Raw genomic sequence first — 18,165 nt, forward strand, 5'->3', positions numbered from 1 at the left:
GTGCCAATCTCTTGTCAGTTCGGGCCACGCGATGACTACCCGTTCGGCTGAACCAAAGACCCTGGCCGCCATCCACGCCTTGCACGTGGCGGAGCTCGCGAAGCGGTGGGACATCGCTCCGCCGTCGCTGCTCGGCCCCTTGGGCCTGTCCGCCGAGACACTCGCGCCGCCCGACGCACGATTGCCCATCGTCGATTTCGTACGCCTCGTCGAACGCGCACGCGAGCTGACGCGCGAGCAGGCGTTGGGCTTCTACCTCGGCGTCGAAATGCGCGCCTCGGCGCACGGCTACGTCGGCCTTGCCGCGATGACCGCATCGACGCTCGGTGAGGCCCTCGACCTCGCCCAGCGCTTCGCAGTCACGCGCACAGACGCGCTGTCCTTGCACATGGAGCGGAGCACCGGAGAGGCGGCGCTCGTCGTCGAAGAGCATGCCGACTTCGGCGACGCCCGCGACGTGGTGCTCTTCGCGCTGCTCTACGGCATCTGGCAGATCGGCAACGCGCTCACCGGGAAAAAGCTCGAAGGCTCGGCCGACTTCCAGATGCCCGAGCCGGCCTATTTCGCGCGCTTCGCGCACCTCGCGCCCGCGGTTCGCTTCAATCAGCCGAGCAATCGGCTTCGCTTCGACGACCGCCTTCTCTCGCTTCCGCTGCTCATGGCCGACCCGGTGGCCAAGCGCATGGCGCGCGAGCAATGTGAGCGCCTCCTCGAAGAGCTCGCGTCGTCGGAAGACATGGCCGTGCGGACGAAGAAGCTCATTTCGCGGAGCGACGGCGGCGTTCGCTCACTCGAAGAGGTCGCGCGCATGATGCACATGTCGACGCGCACCCTGAAGCGGCGGCTCGCCGAGGCAGGCGCCTCTTTCTCTGCGCTGCGCGACGAGGAACAGCAAGAAGCGGCCATGCGCCTCCTCGAGCGCGACGACCTGCCCATCGAGCGCATCGCCGAGCAGCTCGGCTATTCGGACGTCGCCAACTTCACGCGCGCCTTCCGGCGCTGGACGGCCCAGACCCCGGCCGCCTATCGCAAGAGCAAGGTCTCGGGCTGACTCGCGCGCGACGGAGGATGGCGTTCAGCCTCGCGAGGGAACTGTCTTCCCTCGCGAGCGAATCCCGAACGTCAGAGAGCGAGCGTCGCGTCGAGAAGCTCGCCGAAGTTGGCGGGCTTGAACGCGGGCGCCGTGCCTTCGACGGTGGCGACGCGGCCGCCGGCCGGAAGCTCGGGACGCACGACCTCGGGTGACAGACGCGCGGGCTTCGGGCCCGGCATGGCTCCGAGCGTCGACGGCGGCCCCATCTGAGGAGGCGCGACCGGGGACTGGCCCGTGGCCTGCGGCGCGAACGCCCCCGGCCCGGGCACGCGGACCGGCGAGCCGATGGCGGGCGGTCCTCCCGGGAGGCCCGGCTCGCGCCAGCCACCGATGAGGGTGTGACCTCCGAGCGATTCGGGCGGGAAGCTCGAATTGCGCGGCGCGGGGCTGACCGAGGGCGCAGCCACCTGCTTGCCGGACTCCGGCGGGGGCGTGTGACGAGGAGCGCTCTCCTCTTCGTACGCTTCCTCGGCCTCGGGCGCATCGCTCGCCACAGGACGACGCGACGACGACGGAACCGGCTCTTCGAGCTCGTTCGCCGCTGCCACGTGCGCGACTTCTTCGGTGGGCGCGCCAAGGGCGGGCGGCGGCGCCGACGTGCGTGCGGCGGGCTCCTCGACTTCTTCGAGTTCGTCGGGACCAGCCGCAGCTGCCACCGGTTGGGCACCGCTCTCCATCGCCACCGCGGCGGCTCCGGATTCCTCCACGTCGATGTCGACTTCGACGACCTCGGCCGAGACCTCGACGTCGTCCGCATTGAGGTCGACACTCTCGACGTCGCCCTCGGCGGCCGCCGCCGCTGCGAGCTCGGCTTCCGCGAGCTCCGCTTCGGAGACCTCCGCCTCGGAGACCTCGGCGTCGTAGTCGGCGCCCGGCGGAACCGTCTGGAAGAAGGCCTCCGTCGCGGCGGCGTTCGGCGGCTCGGAGAGGGCGGGAGCCGTGGGCGCCACGGCGACCGGCTCCGACTCGGGCGAGACCGTCGGGGGAGCGGGCGTTGCCACGGCAACCAGCGGGACGAAAACCGGCTGCGTCGCCTTGGTGTTCACCACCGATTCGCTACGCGGCGCGCGCGACTGCACCGCGCGGGACTGCACGCGCACGAGCAGGGCCTCGAGCTTGGCGATCTTCTGGCTCGTGTTCACGATGCACTCCCCTGCAGGTTCGCGACGATGTCGGCATAGCGGCGGCCCTCGGCCACCAGCGCTTTCACGCGATCGGCGGTCTCCTGCGAGCCGATGAGAAAGCGGGACGTCGAGCCTTCGTGGCCGAGAGGCGCCGCGACTGCGTCGCGACCGGCGGCGGCGCTGATCGCCCCGCCGAGCAGGGCTCCGACGAAGGCGTCGTTCGCAAGGCTCGCGTTGGTGACGACAGCCACCATCGCGCGGCCCCAGCGCTCGATGTGGAAGGCGAAGGCGCCCGTCAGCGCGACTTCACCCGCGAGGTGCGAGACGACCACCTCCATCGTGGCGTTGCGCACTCCATTGCCGCCGCCGAGGCGAGCGCCTACGCGGGCGCCACACGCCTTGCCGATCTCGGCACCGATGCGGGCAAGGCTCTCGTCGTCGAGCGAACCGAGGGCAGTACTCGGTACGAGCACGAGCCGAGCACCCCGCGCGTCGGACGCGGTACCGTTGCGAAGGTCGAACCGAACTGCGCCGTTGGGATCGAAGGACGGACCGGCCATTTTTCCTCAGCCAAAGGTTATAGAGGCCCGCGAAACTGCGTGTCAAATCGGCATACGATGACGAGTCTCCGGGCATGAAACAGGGCGTGAAGAGGACGGCGCGCGCATTCGAGCGACCCGGGCGGCCCGCACTTCATGAAGTGCGTGTGGCCGCGCTCGCGGTCGCGTTGGCCGCCGTCGGCCCCGTCCTCGTCACCCCGCAGGCCTCGTATGCCGCGGAAAATGAGGACATTCCGGCCAAACGGGCGGCGGACGGCCTGCTCGGGGGTGGGCCCATCGTCTACGACCCGCCGCCTTCGTTTCGCCATGAAGCGCGGACCTGCTCGCCCCGTGTGCCGCTCTGTGTGCGGAGCGAGCGCACCGTCCCGGGGACCACGATCCTGGCCGTCCTCGCGTCCGCCGAGCGCGCCTATTCCACGTTGACCGGCGCCCTCGACCTGCCCGCACCGGACGTCGATCCCGACACGCTCGCCTACGACGTGTTCCTGGCCGAGGGCGAGACGGCACGAACCACCCTCGCGGCGCGCGACGTCCGCTCCAACGTCGATCGTGCGCGGTCGTTCACGGTCCTCGATGCGCGGGTTCGCCCGGGCTGCTCGCTCGATGCGACGATGGCCCGCGAGCTTGCGCGCGCGGCGCTGTTCCGATCGGCGCCGGCGACCGATCGGGCGTCGGCTATCGCGCAGGCCACCTACCTGTCCCATCTCGTCGCGCCGTGCGGCGTGGCCCTCGAAGCCGATGCGGTCGCGGAGTTCCAAGGCCATCCCGACCGCGCCATCACCGATCCCAACGCAGGCGAGGTCGCGCCCGAAATCGCGACGTGGTCTTGGCCTCCCTCGCGCACGAGCGAGCTGCACATGCGGGGCGCCGCGCTCTTCTGGTCGCGTCTCGACTGGGCCTTTGGCCGAAACCCAGGCGGCATCGTCCGCGCCACGTGGGCGCTTGCGCCGAGCATCACCCCGCTGAACGCTCCTCGCTGGCACGACGAGCCCGATGTCTTCGACGTGCTGCGCTTCACGTTCAAGAACGCGCTCTCGACGGGCTCGACGATCGCCGATCTGATGCTCGACTTCGCCGTGGCGCGCGCGTTCATCGGATCGAGCGACGATGGCTTCCACCAGCCGGAGTGGCGCTCGGTCGGCGAGGCCGGCGCCGTTCGTCTCGACTGGGACATCCCCTGGCCCCACACGCCAGCGCGTTTCGCACCTCGCGCAGCGCCCGCGCCGACGGGATCGAGCTATCTCCTCATCCATCGTGACGGCGCACCGAAGGGCTCGCGCCTGCGCGCCGAGATCGAGTGGGAACAGCACGCGCTCTTCCGCTGGGCGTTCGTGAAGCTCGACAAAGACGGCCGCGAGCTCGGCCGAAACGTGATCGCCACCTCCGAACGCGCGACCGAGGCGCAGATGACCTTGGTGGATCTCGACGACGCCGACCGCGTGCTCGTCGTGGGCGTGAACACGGGCGATCCCGCCTTCCCGTTCGATCCCAACGACGAGGTTTGGGAGCCCCACGGATGGCTCGTTACGCTCGCGAGCGAGGATTCGGCGCACTAGACTGCCCGCCGTGACAACGACCCCGCTTGGCCCGAACCATACCCCCTTCGATCGCCTCGGACACGACGCTGCCGTCGATCTCGCCAAGCGCTTCTACGATCACATGGACGCGCACGAGCCCGCGCTGGTCGCCGTCCACCGGCAAGACGACGAAGGCCGCATTGCGCCCATCGTGCGCGAGCGGTTCACCGCGTTTCTCGTCGAGTGGCTCGGCGGGCCGGCCCTGTACTCGCCGAAGCACGGCCATCCGCGCCTTCGCATGCGTCACGCGCCGTTTCCGATCGGCACCGATCTGCGCGACGCCTGGGTTCGCTGCATGAAGGCGGCCCTCGATCACCCGACCGTCGACGACGAAGTGCGTGAGTACCTGAATCGTCGCTTCGCCGAGGTGGCCGACTTCCTGCGCAACCGCCCCGACGCCTGAACGCTACGCGGGGCGCGCGTCAGGATGCAGGGTCGAGCGGTGCCATCTCGATGACGACGTCGCTCGTCGTCATGAGCTTGTGGATCGGACACTTTCCGACGGCCGCGTGGAGCCTCGTCCGTTGCTCCTCGGTCAGCGGTCCGTGGAAGACCATGCGGACCCTCAGCGTGTACTTGCCCTGACGCTCCTCGTGATCGTCGCGCTCGACGTGCGCCTCGACGCGCTCGAGGGGCATTGCATTTCGCCGCGCATACCAGATCGCCGTCGTGGTCTTGCAGGCGGCCAGCGCCGAATCGAAGTAGTCGTGCGGGTCGGGCGCCGAGTCCGTGCCTCCCGTGATCTCGCCGACATCGACCCGGAAGGTGTGTTGCCGAACGCGAACGATCTGGGGGAATGCGCCCGGGGACTCGCTCTCGCAATCGATCTTCATGACACCTCTTTTGGCACACAACGCGCGGACTCGCCTCGTGCTTGCGTGTAGCGCCGAGACGCTTGGCTCGTCGCGTGTGGTCGACGAGCAGGACCGTGTGAGCAGCTCGACCCCAATTTTGCCGGCGTTCATGGGACTCGAAACGACACTCTCTCGGGTCAAAAGAAGCTGAGCAGCCTTTGCGTTCACGCACCCTTTTTGCCAACATCGACGGAAGGAGTGGGGGGCGCGAACGCGTATGACGAGGGGATGAAGACCTGGCGTCTTCGGGTGATGTTCGTCATCGCCTTGGCAGCGTCGTCGACGTTCGTTGCCTGCGAGGCAAGCGCGTTCTGTCGTTCGACGACCGTTGCCACAGGGGCGTCGTTCACTCCCAAGCCCGACCAGTGCTGGGATCAAGGACTTCCCCTCTTCTGGCGAAATAGCTGCGTCGGCTATCACATCCAGAAGTCCGCCAGTCACTACCCCATGCTGTCGTACGACACGGTGGCGGACCTCACCTCGAGAGCGTTCGCGAAGTGGTCCGGAGCCGTATGCCCGACGGACGGAACGGGTCGTTCCAGAGTGAGCATCGACGTCCGTGACCTCGGCCCCGCCGACTGCAAGGCCATCGACTACAGCAGGGTGAACGAGAACACGATCGCGTTCCACGACGACGATTGGCCGCACGAAAAGGGCATTGGAACCATCGCGCTCACCACGACGAACTACGTTCCTTCGACCGGCGAGCTCCTCGACGCCGACATGGAGGTCAACTCCTTCGAGTTCAAGTTCACCGTCGGAGATCCGATCGGCCAGGGTGCGTACGACCTCGAGAGCGTTCTCACGCACGAGGCCGGCCATTTCTTGGGCCTCGCGCACTCGGCCGATGCGCTCGCGTCGATGTATTACCAGTACGAGGCGGGCAACTCGCACATGCGAAACCTCACGGCGGACGACGTCGCGGGGATCTGCACCGTCTATCGTCCCGACGGCCTTCGCTCGGTGCTGAACGGCAAGATCTACCCCGGCCCTCAGTGCGACCCGACCCCTCCGCGCGGGCAATCGGAGATCTGTTACGAGCCGCAGGCGAACTGCACCGGTCGCGTCGCCGGCCACGCGCAGAGCGAGAACGCGTGGCTCGGCTTCGGTTTCGCCGGACTCGCAGGCCTGCTCGTCCGGCGTGCGAGCCGCTCAGGCGCGCTTCGACGAACGCGCTCGGCGCCGAGTGACGACCACTCCCGCGAGTGATATCGCCGCGAGCAGCGCACCGCGCTCGGGTCCGCTCGAAGCCGGCACGTGCACACTACAACCACTCCCCGACGCGTGGCTCGGGTACGCGGCATTCCAACGATCCGTGGCAATCGGCACGGTCTTGGATTCGACGATGGGAACGCCATCGAAGGTCGCGCCGAACGTGGCGAGCGAGCCTCCCAATCCTGCCGGCGGCTTCCACGCGAAGAAGTAAACGCCGGGACCACGCCGGACCATTTCGGGCAGCGTGTCGACCGGCTTGCCGTCGACCTTGAGCACCGGCTGGAGTCGATTCTTGTCGAAGAAGTCGCCCCGGTGCTGCCCGTCTTCGGTGCGGAGCTCGACGATCGCGGTGACGGGCGTGGAGCCGTCGGCCGGCACGAAGTCCGAGCTCAGCGTGAGCCAGCTCTGGCTCGCATGCGGCAGATAGAGCTTCGGATCGTGCATCTGATCGAGCGCGTCGAGCGCACCGAGGGCGTCGACCTCGCCCGGGCTCGACTGGTCGCTGAACGGCGACATTCCGCGGAAGCGGTGCGCCCCGGCCTGGAGGAGCGCGAGGATCTGCTCCTGGTTCAGCGTGGGATCCTTCTGCAGAAGGAGGGCCACCACACCCGCGACGACGGGCGACGACATCGACGTGCCGACGGCGATGCCGTGATTCACGTCGATCTGCAGGCAGCGCTCGTCGGCCTTGCCCGTGCGCGTGGTGGGGCAGCTCGGATTCGTGAACACGCTGCCCGGAGTCCCCGGGAGCGCGGAGCGGCTCATGGCGGAGACAACGAGCGCGCCCGGCGCGGCGATCTCGGGCTTGGGAACGCCCGTCGCCGTCGGACCGGCGCTCGAGAACCAGCACACCTCGCCATCGGTGAGCTCGCGCGTTCGCGGCGAGCTCGACGTGGGAAGGCCGCCCGCGAGATCGAGCACGGGCACGTTGAGGCCCACGTCGGCTCCGGCGATGCTCGTCCAGCGTGGACGATTGACGGTGCAACCGACACCGATGATCGAAGGGTGCGTGGCCGGCAGGTTGATCGTGCCCTCGCGAACGCCGTTGGCGAAGGAGGCTTCGCGATCGGATCCCATGCCGGCGTCGCCGAGGCCCTGCAAATAGAGCTCGGCCATGCCGGTGCCCTCGAGGGTCACGTAGTACTTGCCGGTCGGCCACTTGCCGGTCCACACGACGACGCCGCCGCGTGAGCCCGAGGGAATGGGGCTCGAGGGGAGATCGGTCCCGTAGATGACACCGGCGTTGTAGTCGTTGGTGTTCTTGCCGTTCTGGTGACCGATCGCCACGGGATCGATCCACGTACCATCGGGACCATCGAGTCCGATCTTGAGGTCGGCACCCTCGCGGAGCGTCACCCAGATTTGCACGGAGCCCGAGTCGGCGCCGAACGTCTGGACCGGCACGCGCATCGTGGCGCCGTCGGTGACGCGCACGCTCTGGTGGATGGGCGTCTCGACGATCGAGCCCGAGTTGCCTGCCGCGGCGACGATGGCATGGCCGGGATGATCGGGGCCGACGTAGCTCGCGATCGTCTGCTCCCACATGAACGTGCCGTCGTGGGGGCCGAAATCGCTGCCGAGCGAGAGGTTCACGACCATGGGTCGCTTCTCGGCGTCGGCGCGATCGAACATGAACTGGACGGCACGCACGAGGTCGTCGTTCTCGATGCCGTCGCCCTTGCTGCGCGTCACGCGGACGAAGACGATGTCCGCGGCAGGGGCCATGCCGACGTACCTGCCGTCGGCGCCGCGCGAAGCCGCGATGCCCGCGACGTGGGTGCCGTGCCCAATCTCGTCGGACGGCGCGCACTTCTTGCCGCTCGTCTTCTCGTCACACTTGCCGCTCGCGATGTCGGCGAGCAGCTCGTCGATCATGTCGCCGGAGAGAACGGCGCCCGCGGTCACGTTGCCGCCGTCGTCGGTGATGCCGAACTTCTTCTCGAGATCGGCGTGCACACGCAGCGGCTGCAGCGAGAGGTCGAGCATCCACGCCACGCGCGAATGGCCGTTCTCGTCGATCATGTCGGGGTGCGTGACGTCGAGACCGGTGTCGGCCACGCCGACCATGACGCCTTTGCCGTCGGCACCGCGCTCGTTGCGAGCGGCCGTGGTCTGCACCCACTGGCCAACGCGGTCGAGAAGCGGATGGAGCGGAGGGGCAACCTCGATACGAAGCTCGGGATGCGCGAGACCGAACGCATCGATCTTCGCGGGCGTCGCACGCAGTCGGCCGATTCCCGGCGCCACGGATTCGAGTCCGTAGTCCTCCGCGCGAGCGCCACGCGGGATGGCCACGAGCGCGCCGATGCGACCGCTGTTCGGTGCCAAGGTCTCCGCCGCCCGTGCCCCCAGCATCCGAACGAGCTCGGCGCCGTTGGGGCGCCCCGTAACGGGTGCGTAGACGGTGGGCGACGACACCGGCGCGGAAACGGCGGCAGACGACGGCTCGGAGGAACGCGACGCGCCCGTCATCGTGACGAGCGCGAGGAGCAGGGTACCCGCGGTGGCGATGGCCAGCGGCCGTCGGCCCCGAAGGCGTCCAGAAGAAAGCATGCGGCGACAGTGTCTCAAAACCGAGGCGGAGAAGCCACGGACAAGCGCGTCTCCGGCGTGTGCGTTCGTGGAGGCGGGGCCTTGCGACGAGCCACCGACCTGTTCATTTTCCAGCCTGCTCGAGCCAGCTCGAGGGTACGTCCTCGAAGCTGGTCACGCGTCAGCGCCCCTTGAACTGGGGCTTCCGCTTTTCGGCGAACGCGGCCAGCGCCTCGCGGCGGTCTTCGCTGACGAGCACCTTGTCGTAGCTCACCTTCTCGAGCTCCAAGCCTAGCTCGAGCGTCGTGTCGAAGGACCTGTCGATGGCTTCGAGCGCGGCCGCTTGGGCGATGGGCGCGCCATTGGCGATCGGGTCGATGAAGGCGAGCGTGTCCTCGACGACGTTCGCCCCTTCGGGGGTCACGCGGTTCACGAGGCCCCAGGCATGCGCCTCGGTGGCCGAGAGCTTTCGCCCGAGGAGGATCATTTCCTTCGCGCGCGCCTCGCCGACGATGCGCGGCAGACGCTGGGTTCCGCCGGCACCGGGGATGATGCCCAGCGTGGTCTCCGGAAGACCGATGAGCGCATGGGACGCCGCCACGCGCATGTCGCACACGAGGGCGAGCTCGAGGCCACCGCCGAACGCCACACCGTTGAGTGCCGCGATGACGGGCTTCGGAGAGCGATCGAGCGGACCGAGCTCCGAACGATAGAGTTCGACCTGAACGCGGATGTCGTTCTCGGTCATGCCCTGACGTTCTTTGAGGTCAGCGCCGGCGCAGAAGGCCTTTTCGCCGCGGCCGGTGATGACGATCGCCCGAACCGACGGGTTCGAAACGGCTTCGCGCGTGAGCTTTCCGAGCGCGAAGAGGGTCGCTCGCGAAAGGCTGTTCATGCGCGACTCGCGATCGATCGTCCAAATGACGACGTTGCCACGCTGCTCGACTTCGACCGGGAACGACTCGTCGGCCATCACTCCTCCGTGTGGCCGGGCACCCTAGTCGCGGTCGGTCAGGGAATGAAGACCTCGGCTTCGGCTTTCGGTTTCCCGGTCGGCTTGCTGACGCGCTGCGGCGCCTTCACTGGCTCGAAGGCGCTCTCGACGGCAGGAATCGGCACGGGGGTCGATTGCCCGGCGGGCACGAACACGATGGTTCGCACGGGAACCGCGGCGGGAATGGTGACGACCTCCGAGGTCGCGCGTGCGACGGGCGCCTGAGGAACGGCCCCCATTTCGACGGCTTTGCTCGAACTCGAGCCCGGTCGTACGTCGTCGGTGAGCTCGGCCGCGGTGAGCATGCCGAATCCGAAGAGCGAGCAGGCACCGGCGACGATGCCGGCCTTCTTCGCCGTCTTCTTCCAGTCGATCGTGCGCGCGAGAGCGAGCGCCCATGGCCGGCTCATCACGGGAAACTGGGGGGGCGTCTCGCGCTTCTTGAGCCACGCCTCGCGTTCCTTGGCCTGACGTCGTCGCGCGAGGTCGTCGACGGAATAGACCTGGTAGGTGAGGTCGGCCTCGGCGGCCTTCGCGATGCCCGACGTGGGCGGCACGTCGGCGTCGTGCTCACTCGTCCGCCATCCGTCGCTGACGCGAATGCCCGAGGGCGGGGCCTCCGCGCGCGGGCCGCCCTCCCCCCGATCGGCAGCCTCGACCTCGGTGAGCGTCCGAACGTCGTCTTCGGCCCGCGCCTCGGCGCGCTTCGCGCTTCCGCTCGCACGCTCCGCGAGCTTTCGCTCGAGGATGTGCCAGGGCAGGTACTCGCGAACGGTGGGGATGATGACCTCCGCCACCCGCCGCGAACCAGGCGCGGATGATGGCCGGGGCGGCTCCCGGGTTCGTCGTTCGTTCGTCGGCTCGATGAGCAACATAGCCGGACGCGCCATGGCTCGAGGCAGAGCACGAGTCACGCCAACGACGGTCCCTGCATTATTTCAGCGTTGCTGGCGAACGCACATCGTGAGAAGGAGCGTCGTCGATGGACAGGAGGGGATCCGCTTGAGGGCGGTCGGTCTCATGGTTGCATCCGGCTCGTCGGCTTCGAACGCGCGCTCAGGGCTCGATCTCAGCCGCTCTCCGTAACGGGCAAGAGCCACTCCGCTCATCGGTGCGACGCAGACGGCCATGACCGCTTCCACCTACATCGCTGGCACTCGAAACGGTCGTCCGCGCGTTCGGCGGCCCATCCGTTCCTTCGCGGCGCTCCTTGCGTTGATCGGTGCGTTCGTCGTGCTGACCTGGAGCCCGAAGGCATCGGCCCAGGTGAACGCGGAGGCCTTGCGCCTGGTTCTTCGTGACCATGCACAGTTCGTGTGGTTCGACGCATCGCTCGTCGGGCGCGCCGGCAACACGCAGACGACGAACTTCGGCGCATCACTCTTCGGCGGAATCAAACGCGAGCCGCATGTCTTCTTCGTGAGGGCCGCGGTCGACTACGGGCAGTCGCAGGGCACCACCAACGTCGATCGCTGGGTCGCGCACGCGCGGTACAACTACGACCTCTCGCGGCTCCTGGCTCTCGAGGCGCTCGTGCAGGAGCAGCACGACACGTTCCGGCGAATGGCGCTTCGCGGCACCTACGGCCTCGGCGTACGCTTTCGATTCATCGAGACAGACGATCTCGAAGTCTTCTACGGCGCGACGTTCATTCTCGAACAGGACGTCGTCAGCTCCACGGACACCGAGCCTCTCGAGACCGAGCTCTTCGAACGCTTCGGCAACTACGTGGGCATCAACGCCTGGCTCAATCCGTTGATGCGTGCGACCGCGGTGCTCTACGCCCAGCCTCGCATCGCCGACTGGGGCGACTTTCGCATTCTCCACGAGGCGTCGATCAGCTTCCAGATCACGAAGCTCCTCGCCGCGAAGATCAGCGGCAGCGTGTACGTCGACACGGAGCCTCCCTCGACCGTCCTACCCTACGACGTCGAAGTGAAGAACAGCATCGAGCTTCGCCTGTTCTGAAGGCTACTGCGGCGACCACTTGCGCGGACCATGGATTTCGTGGCCCACGACGGGCGAGGGCCCCGAAATCCATGGTCCTTTGCGCAAGTCTGTCGCGAACTCCGTTCGACTGTTCAATCAGCGCAACTGAGTTGCGCTGTCGCCACCGAGAGACCAGAGCTCCGTGCCCGCGGGGACGTCCTCGGGCGTGAGCTCGGTCAGCCGGTACATGGCCCACGGGTCGAGCGCGCCTCGCATGTGCGAAACCTCGACCGTTGCCGAGGTCTCGAGTGACGAGCCGTCGGGGCGCCGAAGCTGCACGCGAAGTGCCCCGGATTGCCCTGCAGAGGTGGTGAATCGAGGCATGAGGAGCACGCCTCGTCCACGCGCGACGAAAGCTTCTTCGACCACGAGAAGGCGCTCGGCCATGAAGCGAGACTACAATGGCCGGCGTCGTGTCACGAACCACGCTCTCCTCCTTCGTCACATTTGCCGTCCTCTCTTCGGCTACGGCTGTGTTCGTCTTCGGGTGCGCGCGCTCGAAGTCGGACGAAAAGCCCGACGGCGGAGCGCAGGTCGACGCCTCGCGAGGCGGTGCCGCGGCCACGTCGAATGCCGACGCGTCGAGTGCTCCTGCCCCGGGCGAGCTTGCCGATCCGCTGTTCCAGCAGTGGCTGGTGCCGGTGATTCCGGAGGAGGCCCGTCGTGCACGCCTCGATACCGACCCGGCGCTCGCCGCGTACAAGGTGGAGATTGCGCGAAGCTTCGACGGCGGCACGCCGAGCAACGCAGCGGTGCAAGCAACACCTCTTTCCCTTCAAGGGCGTCAGGCGGTGCTCGTCGGCGATGCCCATCCGCAGCTCTTCGTGTTCGACGGACGCAAACCCGCGCCGCTCTGGACGAGGGATCGCCCCGTGGCGGGCATCACGCCGCCGATTGGTCAGTTTGCACTCGCCGCGGGTCCCAAGGGGCGCGTGGCGATCGCCGTCTGCGATCCGCCGACATCGCTCGTTGCTTTGCGCATTCTCGACGACGATGGTTCACCGTTCGCCGATCTGCAGGCGCTCGACTTCGAAGGACCGGCCGAGCTCTCGCTCCTCTACTGGCAGAAGCACGGCTGGGTCATCGCTGCATCGAGCGTGGGCACGACGCGCGCGCAGCTCATGACAGAAGACGGCAAGCGCACGTGGGGCACGGGCAAGAACGGCCGCGATGTCGCCACCCGACCGCAGACAGCGAGCCCCGTCGCACTCGTCGCCGACACCGACGATACGTTGATGATGGTGCAGATTGCACGTGCTTCGAGTGACATGCAGGGCCACGCCCCGCGCGCCTACGCCTTCCGCTACGACGCGCAGGGCGAGCCGCTCTGGAAGGCGCCGCTGGACCTCGGCGCAATCAAGGCGACCGCCGCCGCCGAGCGCGCCATCCTCGCCCGCACCCGTCCGGGCGTCGTCACCGCGAAGCTCCCCGGCGGCGCCGTGATGGATATCCGCTCGACAGGCGAAATCGAACGACGCTGATTCGAAAAAGGCGACGGCCACATCCCCGTGACGGGACGCGGCCGCGCGCAGAACTCGGGATGGCTGAAGATCAGCGCGTGCGCTTGGTCGTCTTCTTCTTCGGGTGACCGGCCTTCTGCTTCGCCTTGGCGGTGGACTTCGCGTCGGCGGAGTCCTTGCCGCCCTTTTCCTTCTCGGGCGGAGAGAGCCGCGCTTCGAGCTTGCTCATGCGGGCCTTGAGTTCGGCGTGCTCGTCGCGCAGGCGCTCGAGATCTTCCTTGAGCTGCTCGGCGGGCCGGCGGTCGCCACCGAGGTCGCGAAGGGCTTCGCGAATACGCCGGCGGACGCGCGGGTCGAGATCGATCTCGCCGCGGGCACGGAGGGCTGGGCGCGAGCGCCCGTCGCCGAGGTCCGTGAGGGCACGAACGACGTCGATGCGCAGGATCGGATCGGAATCGTCGAGGAGATCTTCGAGGTGCTCGCGTGCACGGCGATCGGTCGAGATCTTCGGCACCGCGAGGGCGGCGGCGCGACGGACCCGCGACGGGTGGCCGTAGCGCGTGCGGGAATAGAGATGCGGGAGCGCGCGATCGTCGCGCAAGGACGACAGACCTTCCACAGCGCCGGCCGCGATGACGTCGGCCCACGACGGACGATCGATGACGTCGAGCAGCGTCTCGAACGCGGAATGCTGCCTCGTCTTGCCGAGCGAGCGCGCGGCCTCCGCTTCGACGAGATAGCTCGGATCGCGGAGCGCAATGGGCTTGAGCGCCTCGACCGCCGCCGGCGAACGGAAACGCCCGAGCGCGGCGACCACCGCACGACGGACCTTCGGATGTTCGATCGTTCGCGCGGCCGACAGCGCCTCGAACGATTCGCGAGCTCGAATACGGCCGAGGGCATCGGCGCATTCGGCACGAACACCCCAGAATTCGGATTCGTCGTTCAAGCGATTGGCCAAAGCGGCAATCGTGACCGGGTCGTCGCTCTTGGCGAGGGCGTCCGCCGCGAGCCAGCGGCTGCGTGCGGTCGAGGCGTGTTCGAGCTGCGCGCGCAACATGTCGAGCGGCGCCTTCACCGTCACGTCGCCGAGAATTCGCATCTCGGGGTCGACAACGACGAAGCGCGGACGCTCCTTGCAAGGAATCGCGAACGTGTCCGTACGTACCGAAAGACGGATTCGCTCGCGTCGCTCGGTGAGATCCTTCCCCTCCCCCTCGCCGATCGAGAGGACGATGGGAATCTCGAAGGCCTGGGGAACGCCGTCGGCATTGCTCTGCGTCTGCTTGGCGGCGACCGTGAGAACGCCATCGTCCCAGGAGATATCCACCGAGAGCTCGGGGTGCCCGGGGCGCAAGAGCATTTCTTCGAAGCGACGCCCGAGGCTCCGACCGGAGACCTCTTCGAGCGATCGAAGCAGGTCGCGGGTCTCGACGACGCCGCGCGCGTGACGGTGCAGGTAGTTCGAAACGCCCTGCCAGAACAGGCGCTCGCCGAGCTCGGTGGCGAGCACGTGGAGAACGAGGCCGCCCTTTTCGTAAAGATGACGGTCGAAGAGGTCGAGCGGCGCGTCGTAATCCTGGCAGACGACCGGGCGCTTGTAACGACCGTCGGCCTCGCCGAGGTACGACGCGAGATCGTTGCGAACGCCGTATTCGTATTCGTCCTGGCCGAGCAGCTTCTTGCGCCAGACGTGCTCCATGAAGGTCGCAAACCCCTCGTTGAGCCAACCTTCCGACCAATCGCGGCAGGTGACGAAGTCACCGAACCACTGGTGCGCGAGCTCGTGGGCGATGAGATCGTCGCTCGTCACGTCGAGCGCCGCACGCGCGTCGAGCAGGATGTGCTCGTACATCGTCGTGGCGGTGGTGTTCTCCATGCCGCCGAAGATGAAGTCGCTCACCACGACCTGCGCGTACTTGTTCCACGGATAAGGAACACCGAGCAGCTCGGAGAAGTACGTCACCATCTCGGGCGTGCGGGCGAACGTGCGCCGGCCCTCTTCTTCGTGGCCCTTCGGCACGAGATAGGTGAGCGGCACTTCGCGCTTGCTCTTGTCCGAACCGACCTCCACCCGATCACCGAAGACGGCGAACTCACCGGCGACGATCGTGACGAGGTAGCTCGGGTGAGGATCGTTCATCTTCCAGTGGAAGACTTCGCTGTCGCCCTGCTTCTCGCGGCTGTGCAGCTCGCCGTTCGAGAGAACGAAGAATCCTTCCGGAACGCGAATGCGCGTCTCCGTGGTCATCTTGACGTGGGGCTTGTCGTGGCACGGAAAGAAGTGACGGCCGTCTTCTTCCTGACACTGCGTCCACACCTGACGAGGGCGATTCGGCACGTGCTCGTCGGGTTCGAGGAAGTAGAGCCCCTTGCGAGGCGTCGCCGAGTAAGCGACCTCCACCGTCCCCGTCGTGAACGAGAGCGGCAGCTCGACGGACAGGAGCTTGCCGTCGTAGGTGTACTTCGCAACCTTCCCATCCACGCTCACGCGCGAGACGTCGAAGGCGACGGCATCGAGCACGACCGTACGTGCCTCGGGATCGACGCGGCGGAGCCTGAGCGAGGCCGTGCCGCGGACACTCTTCTTCTCGAAATCGAGCGTGAGGTCGATCGCGATGTGTTCGATCGCGAAGGGCCGGTCCCGTTCGAAATGGCGCGGGCTCGAGGCAAAGGCGAACGGACGAGCGCCGGCGCGCCCTCCCGCATGGGCCTGCTCGGCATGCTGGTGGTCGGAGTCCAAGAAACCATGGTGCCCGCCGCACCGCGCGTGATCGTGACGAAACCTCACGGACATGGGGAGCGTATTCTAGAACAAGCGACTCGCCTCCGGGTTGCAAGATCGCTCCTCCAATCGGGAGGGCCGACGTGCGCGAGGAGCTCGAAGCTCGACAGAACACGAGCAATTGCACGTCCCGCAGTTCATCCGGTTCATCCGGTTCATCCGATTCGCCATGCCCCCCGTGAAGGACGACGGCAGAGGACCTGCGATCGAACGACCACCGATCCTCTGCCTCGTCTGGTGATCCGTCAGCGGACATCGACGACGAATCCCGCGCCGACCGTGCGGCTGCCCTCACGGATCGCGAAGCGAACGCCCTTGTCGAGCGCGATCGCGCGATCCAGTGCGAAGCGAACCCGTGCACGGTCGCCCGGCACGACGAGCCCCTCGCACTCGACCGTGCCCGTGACGTTCGTGGGGCCAAAGAAGAACTGCGGGCGATAGCCCGGACCGAACGCCGTGTGGCGTCCGCCTTCCTTGGCCGACAGAACGTAAATCTCGGCCTCGCCGCCCGCGTGAGAGCGAATCGCGCCCGGCGCCGTAAGCACCTGGCCACGCTCGATCTCGTCGCGCTCGACGCCGCGAAGGAGAAGGCCGACGTTCTCGCCTGCACGAGCGTCCGGTCGGTCCTGATGGAACGATTGGATGCCCGTGACGGTGACCGCGCGAGGCTTTCCTCCCTCGCCGGCGAGTCCGATGATCTCCACGGCGTCCCCAGGACGGAGAATGCCGCGGTCGACCCGGCCCGTGACGACGGTGCCGCGCCCCTTGATCGTGCAAACGTCCTGCACGGGCATGAGGAACGGCGCCGCGAAGTCGCGAGCCGGATCCGGAATGTGCGCGTCGAGCGCGCGAACCAGCGCGCGAATGCTCTCTACGAAGCGATCGTCGCGCTTGCCGGCATCGATGGCCTGGACGGCACCGAGCGCCGAACCGACCACGACCGGCGTATTGCGATAGCCGTGGGCGCGCACGAGTTCCTCGGTCTCCATGACCACGAGATCGACGAGCTCGGGATCGGCCACGTCGACCTTGTTGACGAAGACGACGAGGTATTCGACGCCGACCTGACGCGCCAAGAGGACGTGCTCGCGCGTCTGCGCTTCGGGCCCCTGCGAGGCGTCGACGAGCAGAATCGCGCCATCCATCTGGGAAGCGCCGGTGATCATATTTTTCACGTAGTCGGCGTGACCCGGGCAATCGACGTGCGCGTAGTGGCGAGTCTCCGACTCGTATTCCACGTGCGCGACGTTGATCGTGATTCCACGCATACGCTCCTCGGGCGAGCTGTCGATCTGCTCGAGCGAGCGCGCACGCGCGCGACCATCCGCGGCGAGCACCTTCGTGATGGCACTCGTGAGGGTGCTCTTGCCATGGTCGACGTGTCCGATGGTTCCGACGTTGATATGCAACTTGCCCACGTTCATTTCTCCTTGTGATGTCGGCTCGGGCATGAGGCCGACAAAGTCCTTTCACGATGCGCGCGACGGTGCGCGCGACCGCATCCGCATCCAAATCCAAATCCGCGTCCGCCCCCGCTTCTGCGTCCGCATCCGCAATCTGAATCCGAATCCGAAAACCGAATCCGCACCCGCGTCCGCACACGGAATGCACCGCATGCGTACGGCAACGCCGCTTACGGAACCGAGCCCGCTTACGGCAACGCCGCTTACGAAATTGCGCGAAGCGCACGCGCGCGAAGCGCGCCAAACAAGACCAACAAAACCAAAACCCCCTCGGGCGTGGCGCCGGAGGGGGTTCGAAGGGCCTAGTTTCTAGGCTCTATCGTCAGCTTTTGAGGTTCGCTGACGTTCGATGATCCTCTCCCGGGCGCGCGCGATCGCACGCGAACGAATCTTGTGATTCGCGTGAATCTGAACGGAGTGAGGACCATGACGAGAACATCGTCGCCAAAATGACGTCTCTGAGCGTGTTCGTCAAGGTGGCGAACGACGATTCCATTCGAATTCGATTCGAACGTCGTC

The 18,165-nt window shown here is 67.2% G+C and carries 15 protein-coding genes; 6 read left to right on the top strand and 9 right to left on the bottom strand.

The window, feature by feature from the left end; translation table 11 throughout:
* The first annotated feature begins 31 nt into the window (after positions 1 to 31).
* A complete protein-coding gene (locus tag AKJ09_RS05280; RefSeq protein WP_146646086.1) occupies positions 32 to 1,051 on the top strand; it encodes an AraC family transcriptional regulator in 1,020 nt (339 codons plus the stop codon).
* Positions 1,052 to 1,122: 71 nt separating this feature from the next.
* Here the strand turns inward: AKJ09_RS05280 and AKJ09_RS05285 are convergent, their stop codons facing one another.
* Together AKJ09_RS05285 and AKJ09_RS05290 are read right to left on the bottom strand one after the other, a co-directional pair.
* Complete coding sequence (locus AKJ09_RS05285; protein ID WP_146646087.1) at positions 1,123 to 2,235, bottom strand: hypothetical protein; 1,113 nt, start codon at positions 2,233 to 2,235, stop codon at positions 1,123 to 1,125.
* Positions 2,232 to 2,777: a hypothetical protein gene (locus AKJ09_RS05290; protein WP_146646088.1), complete on the bottom strand. Its 546-nt coding sequence runs from the start codon at positions 2,775 to 2,777 to the stop codon at positions 2,232 to 2,234. The genes AKJ09_RS05285 and AKJ09_RS05290 overlap by 4 nt, the downstream gene beginning before the upstream one ends.
* A gap of 74 nt (positions 2,778 to 2,851) precedes the next feature.
* Here AKJ09_RS05290 and AKJ09_RS05295 point away from each other — a divergent pair, with 74 nt between their 5' ends.
* Both AKJ09_RS05295 and AKJ09_RS05300 read left to right on the top strand, forming a co-directional pair.
* Positions 2,852 to 4,333, top strand: a complete 1,482-nt coding sequence (locus AKJ09_RS05295) for a hypothetical protein (RefSeq protein ID WP_146646089.1) — start codon at positions 2,852 to 2,854, stop codon at positions 4,331 to 4,333.
* 10 nt (positions 4,334 to 4,343) lie between these two features.
* On the top strand, positions 4,344 to 4,757 hold the full coding sequence (locus AKJ09_RS05300) for a group II truncated hemoglobin (RefSeq protein ID WP_169927270.1): 414 nt from the start codon (positions 4,344 to 4,346) through the stop codon (positions 4,755 to 4,757).
* Between the two features lie 19 nt (positions 4,758 to 4,776).
* Here AKJ09_RS05300 and AKJ09_RS05305 read toward each other — a convergent pair whose 3' ends face one another.
* Entirely contained in the window at positions 4,777 to 5,187 is a 411-nt protein-coding gene (locus AKJ09_RS05305) for an OsmC family protein (RefSeq protein ID WP_146646091.1), read from the bottom strand.
* A 249-nt stretch (positions 5,188 to 5,436) separates the two neighbouring features.
* Here AKJ09_RS05305 and AKJ09_RS05310 point away from each other — a divergent pair, with 249 nt between their 5' ends.
* The gene (locus tag AKJ09_RS05310; protein ID WP_146646092.1) at positions 5,437 to 6,417 is read left to right on the top strand and encodes a matrixin family metalloprotease; all 981 of its coding nucleotides are present in this window, start codon (positions 5,437 to 5,439) and stop codon (positions 6,415 to 6,417) included.
* Here AKJ09_RS05310 and AKJ09_RS05315 read toward each other — a convergent pair.
* The 3 genes from AKJ09_RS05315 to AKJ09_RS05325 form a co-directional block, all read right to left on the bottom strand.
* Positions 6,361 to 8,976: a S8 family serine peptidase gene (locus AKJ09_RS05315; RefSeq protein ID WP_146646093.1), complete on the bottom strand. Its 2,616-nt coding sequence runs from the start codon at positions 8,974 to 8,976 to the stop codon at positions 6,361 to 6,363. The genes AKJ09_RS05310 and AKJ09_RS05315 overlap by 57 nt on opposite strands.
* 160 nt (positions 8,977 to 9,136) lie before the next feature.
* Entirely contained in the window at positions 9,137 to 9,928 is a 792-nt protein-coding gene (locus tag AKJ09_RS05320; RefSeq protein WP_146646094.1) for an enoyl-CoA hydratase-related protein, read from the bottom strand.
* A gap of 38 nt (positions 9,929 to 9,966) precedes the next feature.
* Positions 9,967 to 10,839, bottom strand: a complete 873-nt coding sequence (locus AKJ09_RS05325) for a hypothetical protein (protein ID WP_169927271.1) — start codon at positions 10,837 to 10,839, stop codon at positions 9,967 to 9,969.
* 238 nt (positions 10,840 to 11,077) lie between these two features.
* Between AKJ09_RS05325 and AKJ09_RS05330 the strand changes: the two genes are divergently transcribed.
* Positions 11,078 to 11,917, top strand: a complete 840-nt coding sequence (locus AKJ09_RS05330; protein WP_146646096.1) for a DUF481 domain-containing protein — start codon at positions 11,078 to 11,080, stop codon at positions 11,915 to 11,917.
* Between the two features lie 117 nt (positions 11,918 to 12,034).
* Here the strand turns inward: AKJ09_RS05330 and AKJ09_RS05335 are convergent, their stop codons facing one another.
* Entirely contained in the window at positions 12,035 to 12,325 is a 291-nt protein-coding gene (locus AKJ09_RS05335; RefSeq protein WP_146646097.1) for a hypothetical protein, read from the bottom strand.
* 14 nt (positions 12,326 to 12,339) lie between these two features.
* Here AKJ09_RS05335 and AKJ09_RS05340 point away from each other — a divergent pair, with 14 nt between their 5' ends.
* Positions 12,340 to 13,419: a hypothetical protein gene (locus AKJ09_RS05340; protein ID WP_205633606.1), complete on the top strand. Its 1,080-nt coding sequence runs from the start codon at positions 12,340 to 12,342 to the stop codon at positions 13,417 to 13,419.
* A gap of 70 nt (positions 13,420 to 13,489) precedes the next feature.
* Here the strand turns inward: AKJ09_RS05340 and AKJ09_RS05345 are convergent, their stop codons facing one another.
* Together AKJ09_RS05345 and AKJ09_RS05350 are read right to left on the bottom strand one after the other, a co-directional pair.
* A complete protein-coding gene (locus tag AKJ09_RS05345; RefSeq protein ID WP_146646099.1) occupies positions 13,490 to 16,195 on the bottom strand; it encodes a M1 family metallopeptidase in 2,706 nt (901 codons plus the stop codon).
* 233 nt (positions 16,196 to 16,428) lie between these two features.
* Complete coding sequence (locus tag AKJ09_RS05350) at positions 16,429 to 17,607, bottom strand: elongation factor Tu (RefSeq protein WP_146646100.1); 1,179 nt, start codon at positions 17,605 to 17,607, stop codon at positions 16,429 to 16,431.
* Between the last annotated feature and the right edge of the window lie 558 nt (positions 17,608 to 18,165).

It is taken from the genome of Labilithrix luteola (assembly GCF_001263205.1).
Taxonomy (GTDB): Bacteria; Myxococcota_A; Polyangia; order Polyangiales; family Polyangiaceae; genus Labilithrix; species Labilithrix luteola.

Coding starts and splice junctions, on each gene's coding strand:
- AKJ09_RS05310 (WP_146646092.1), top strand. CDS start 5,437: ATGAAGACCTGGCGTCTTCGGGTGATGTTCGTCATCGCCTTGGCAGCG.
- AKJ09_RS05345 (WP_146646099.1), bottom strand. CDS start 16,195: ATGTCCGTGAGGTTTCGTCACGATCACGCGCGGTGCGGCGGGCACCAT.
- AKJ09_RS05320 (WP_146646094.1), bottom strand. CDS start 9,928: ATGGCCGACGAGTCGTTCCCGGTCGAAGTCGAGCAGCGTGGCAACGTC.
- AKJ09_RS05335 (WP_146646097.1), bottom strand. CDS start 12,325: ATGGCCGAGCGCCTTCTCGTGGTCGAAGAAGCTTTCGTCGCGCGTGGA.
- AKJ09_RS05315 (WP_146646093.1), bottom strand. CDS start 8,976: ATGCTTTCTTCTGGACGCCTTCGGGGCCGACGGCCGCTGGCCATCGCC.
- AKJ09_RS05330 (WP_146646096.1), top strand. CDS start 11,078: ATGACCGCTTCCACCTACATCGCTGGCACTCGAAACGGTCGTCCGCGC.
- AKJ09_RS05280 (WP_146646086.1), top strand. CDS start 32: ATGACTACCCGTTCGGCTGAACCAAAGACCCTGGCCGCCATCCACGCC.
- AKJ09_RS05325 (WP_169927271.1), bottom strand. CDS start 10,839: ATGGCGCGTCCGGCTATGTTGCTCATCGAGCCGACGAACGAACGACGA.
- AKJ09_RS05340 (WP_205633606.1), top strand. CDS start 12,340: ATGGCCGGCGTCGTGTCACGAACCACGCTCTCCTCCTTCGTCACATTT.
- AKJ09_RS05295 (WP_146646089.1), top strand. CDS start 2,852: ATGAAACAGGGCGTGAAGAGGACGGCGCGCGCATTCGAGCGACCCGGG.
- AKJ09_RS05305 (WP_146646091.1), bottom strand. CDS start 5,187: ATGAAGATCGATTGCGAGAGCGAGTCCCCGGGCGCATTCCCCCAGATC.
- AKJ09_RS05350 (WP_146646100.1), bottom strand. CDS start 17,607: ATGAACGTGGGCAAGTTGCATATCAACGTCGGAACCATCGGACACGTC.
- AKJ09_RS05290 (WP_146646088.1), bottom strand. CDS start 2,777: ATGGCCGGTCCGTCCTTCGATCCCAACGGCGCAGTTCGGTTCGACCTT.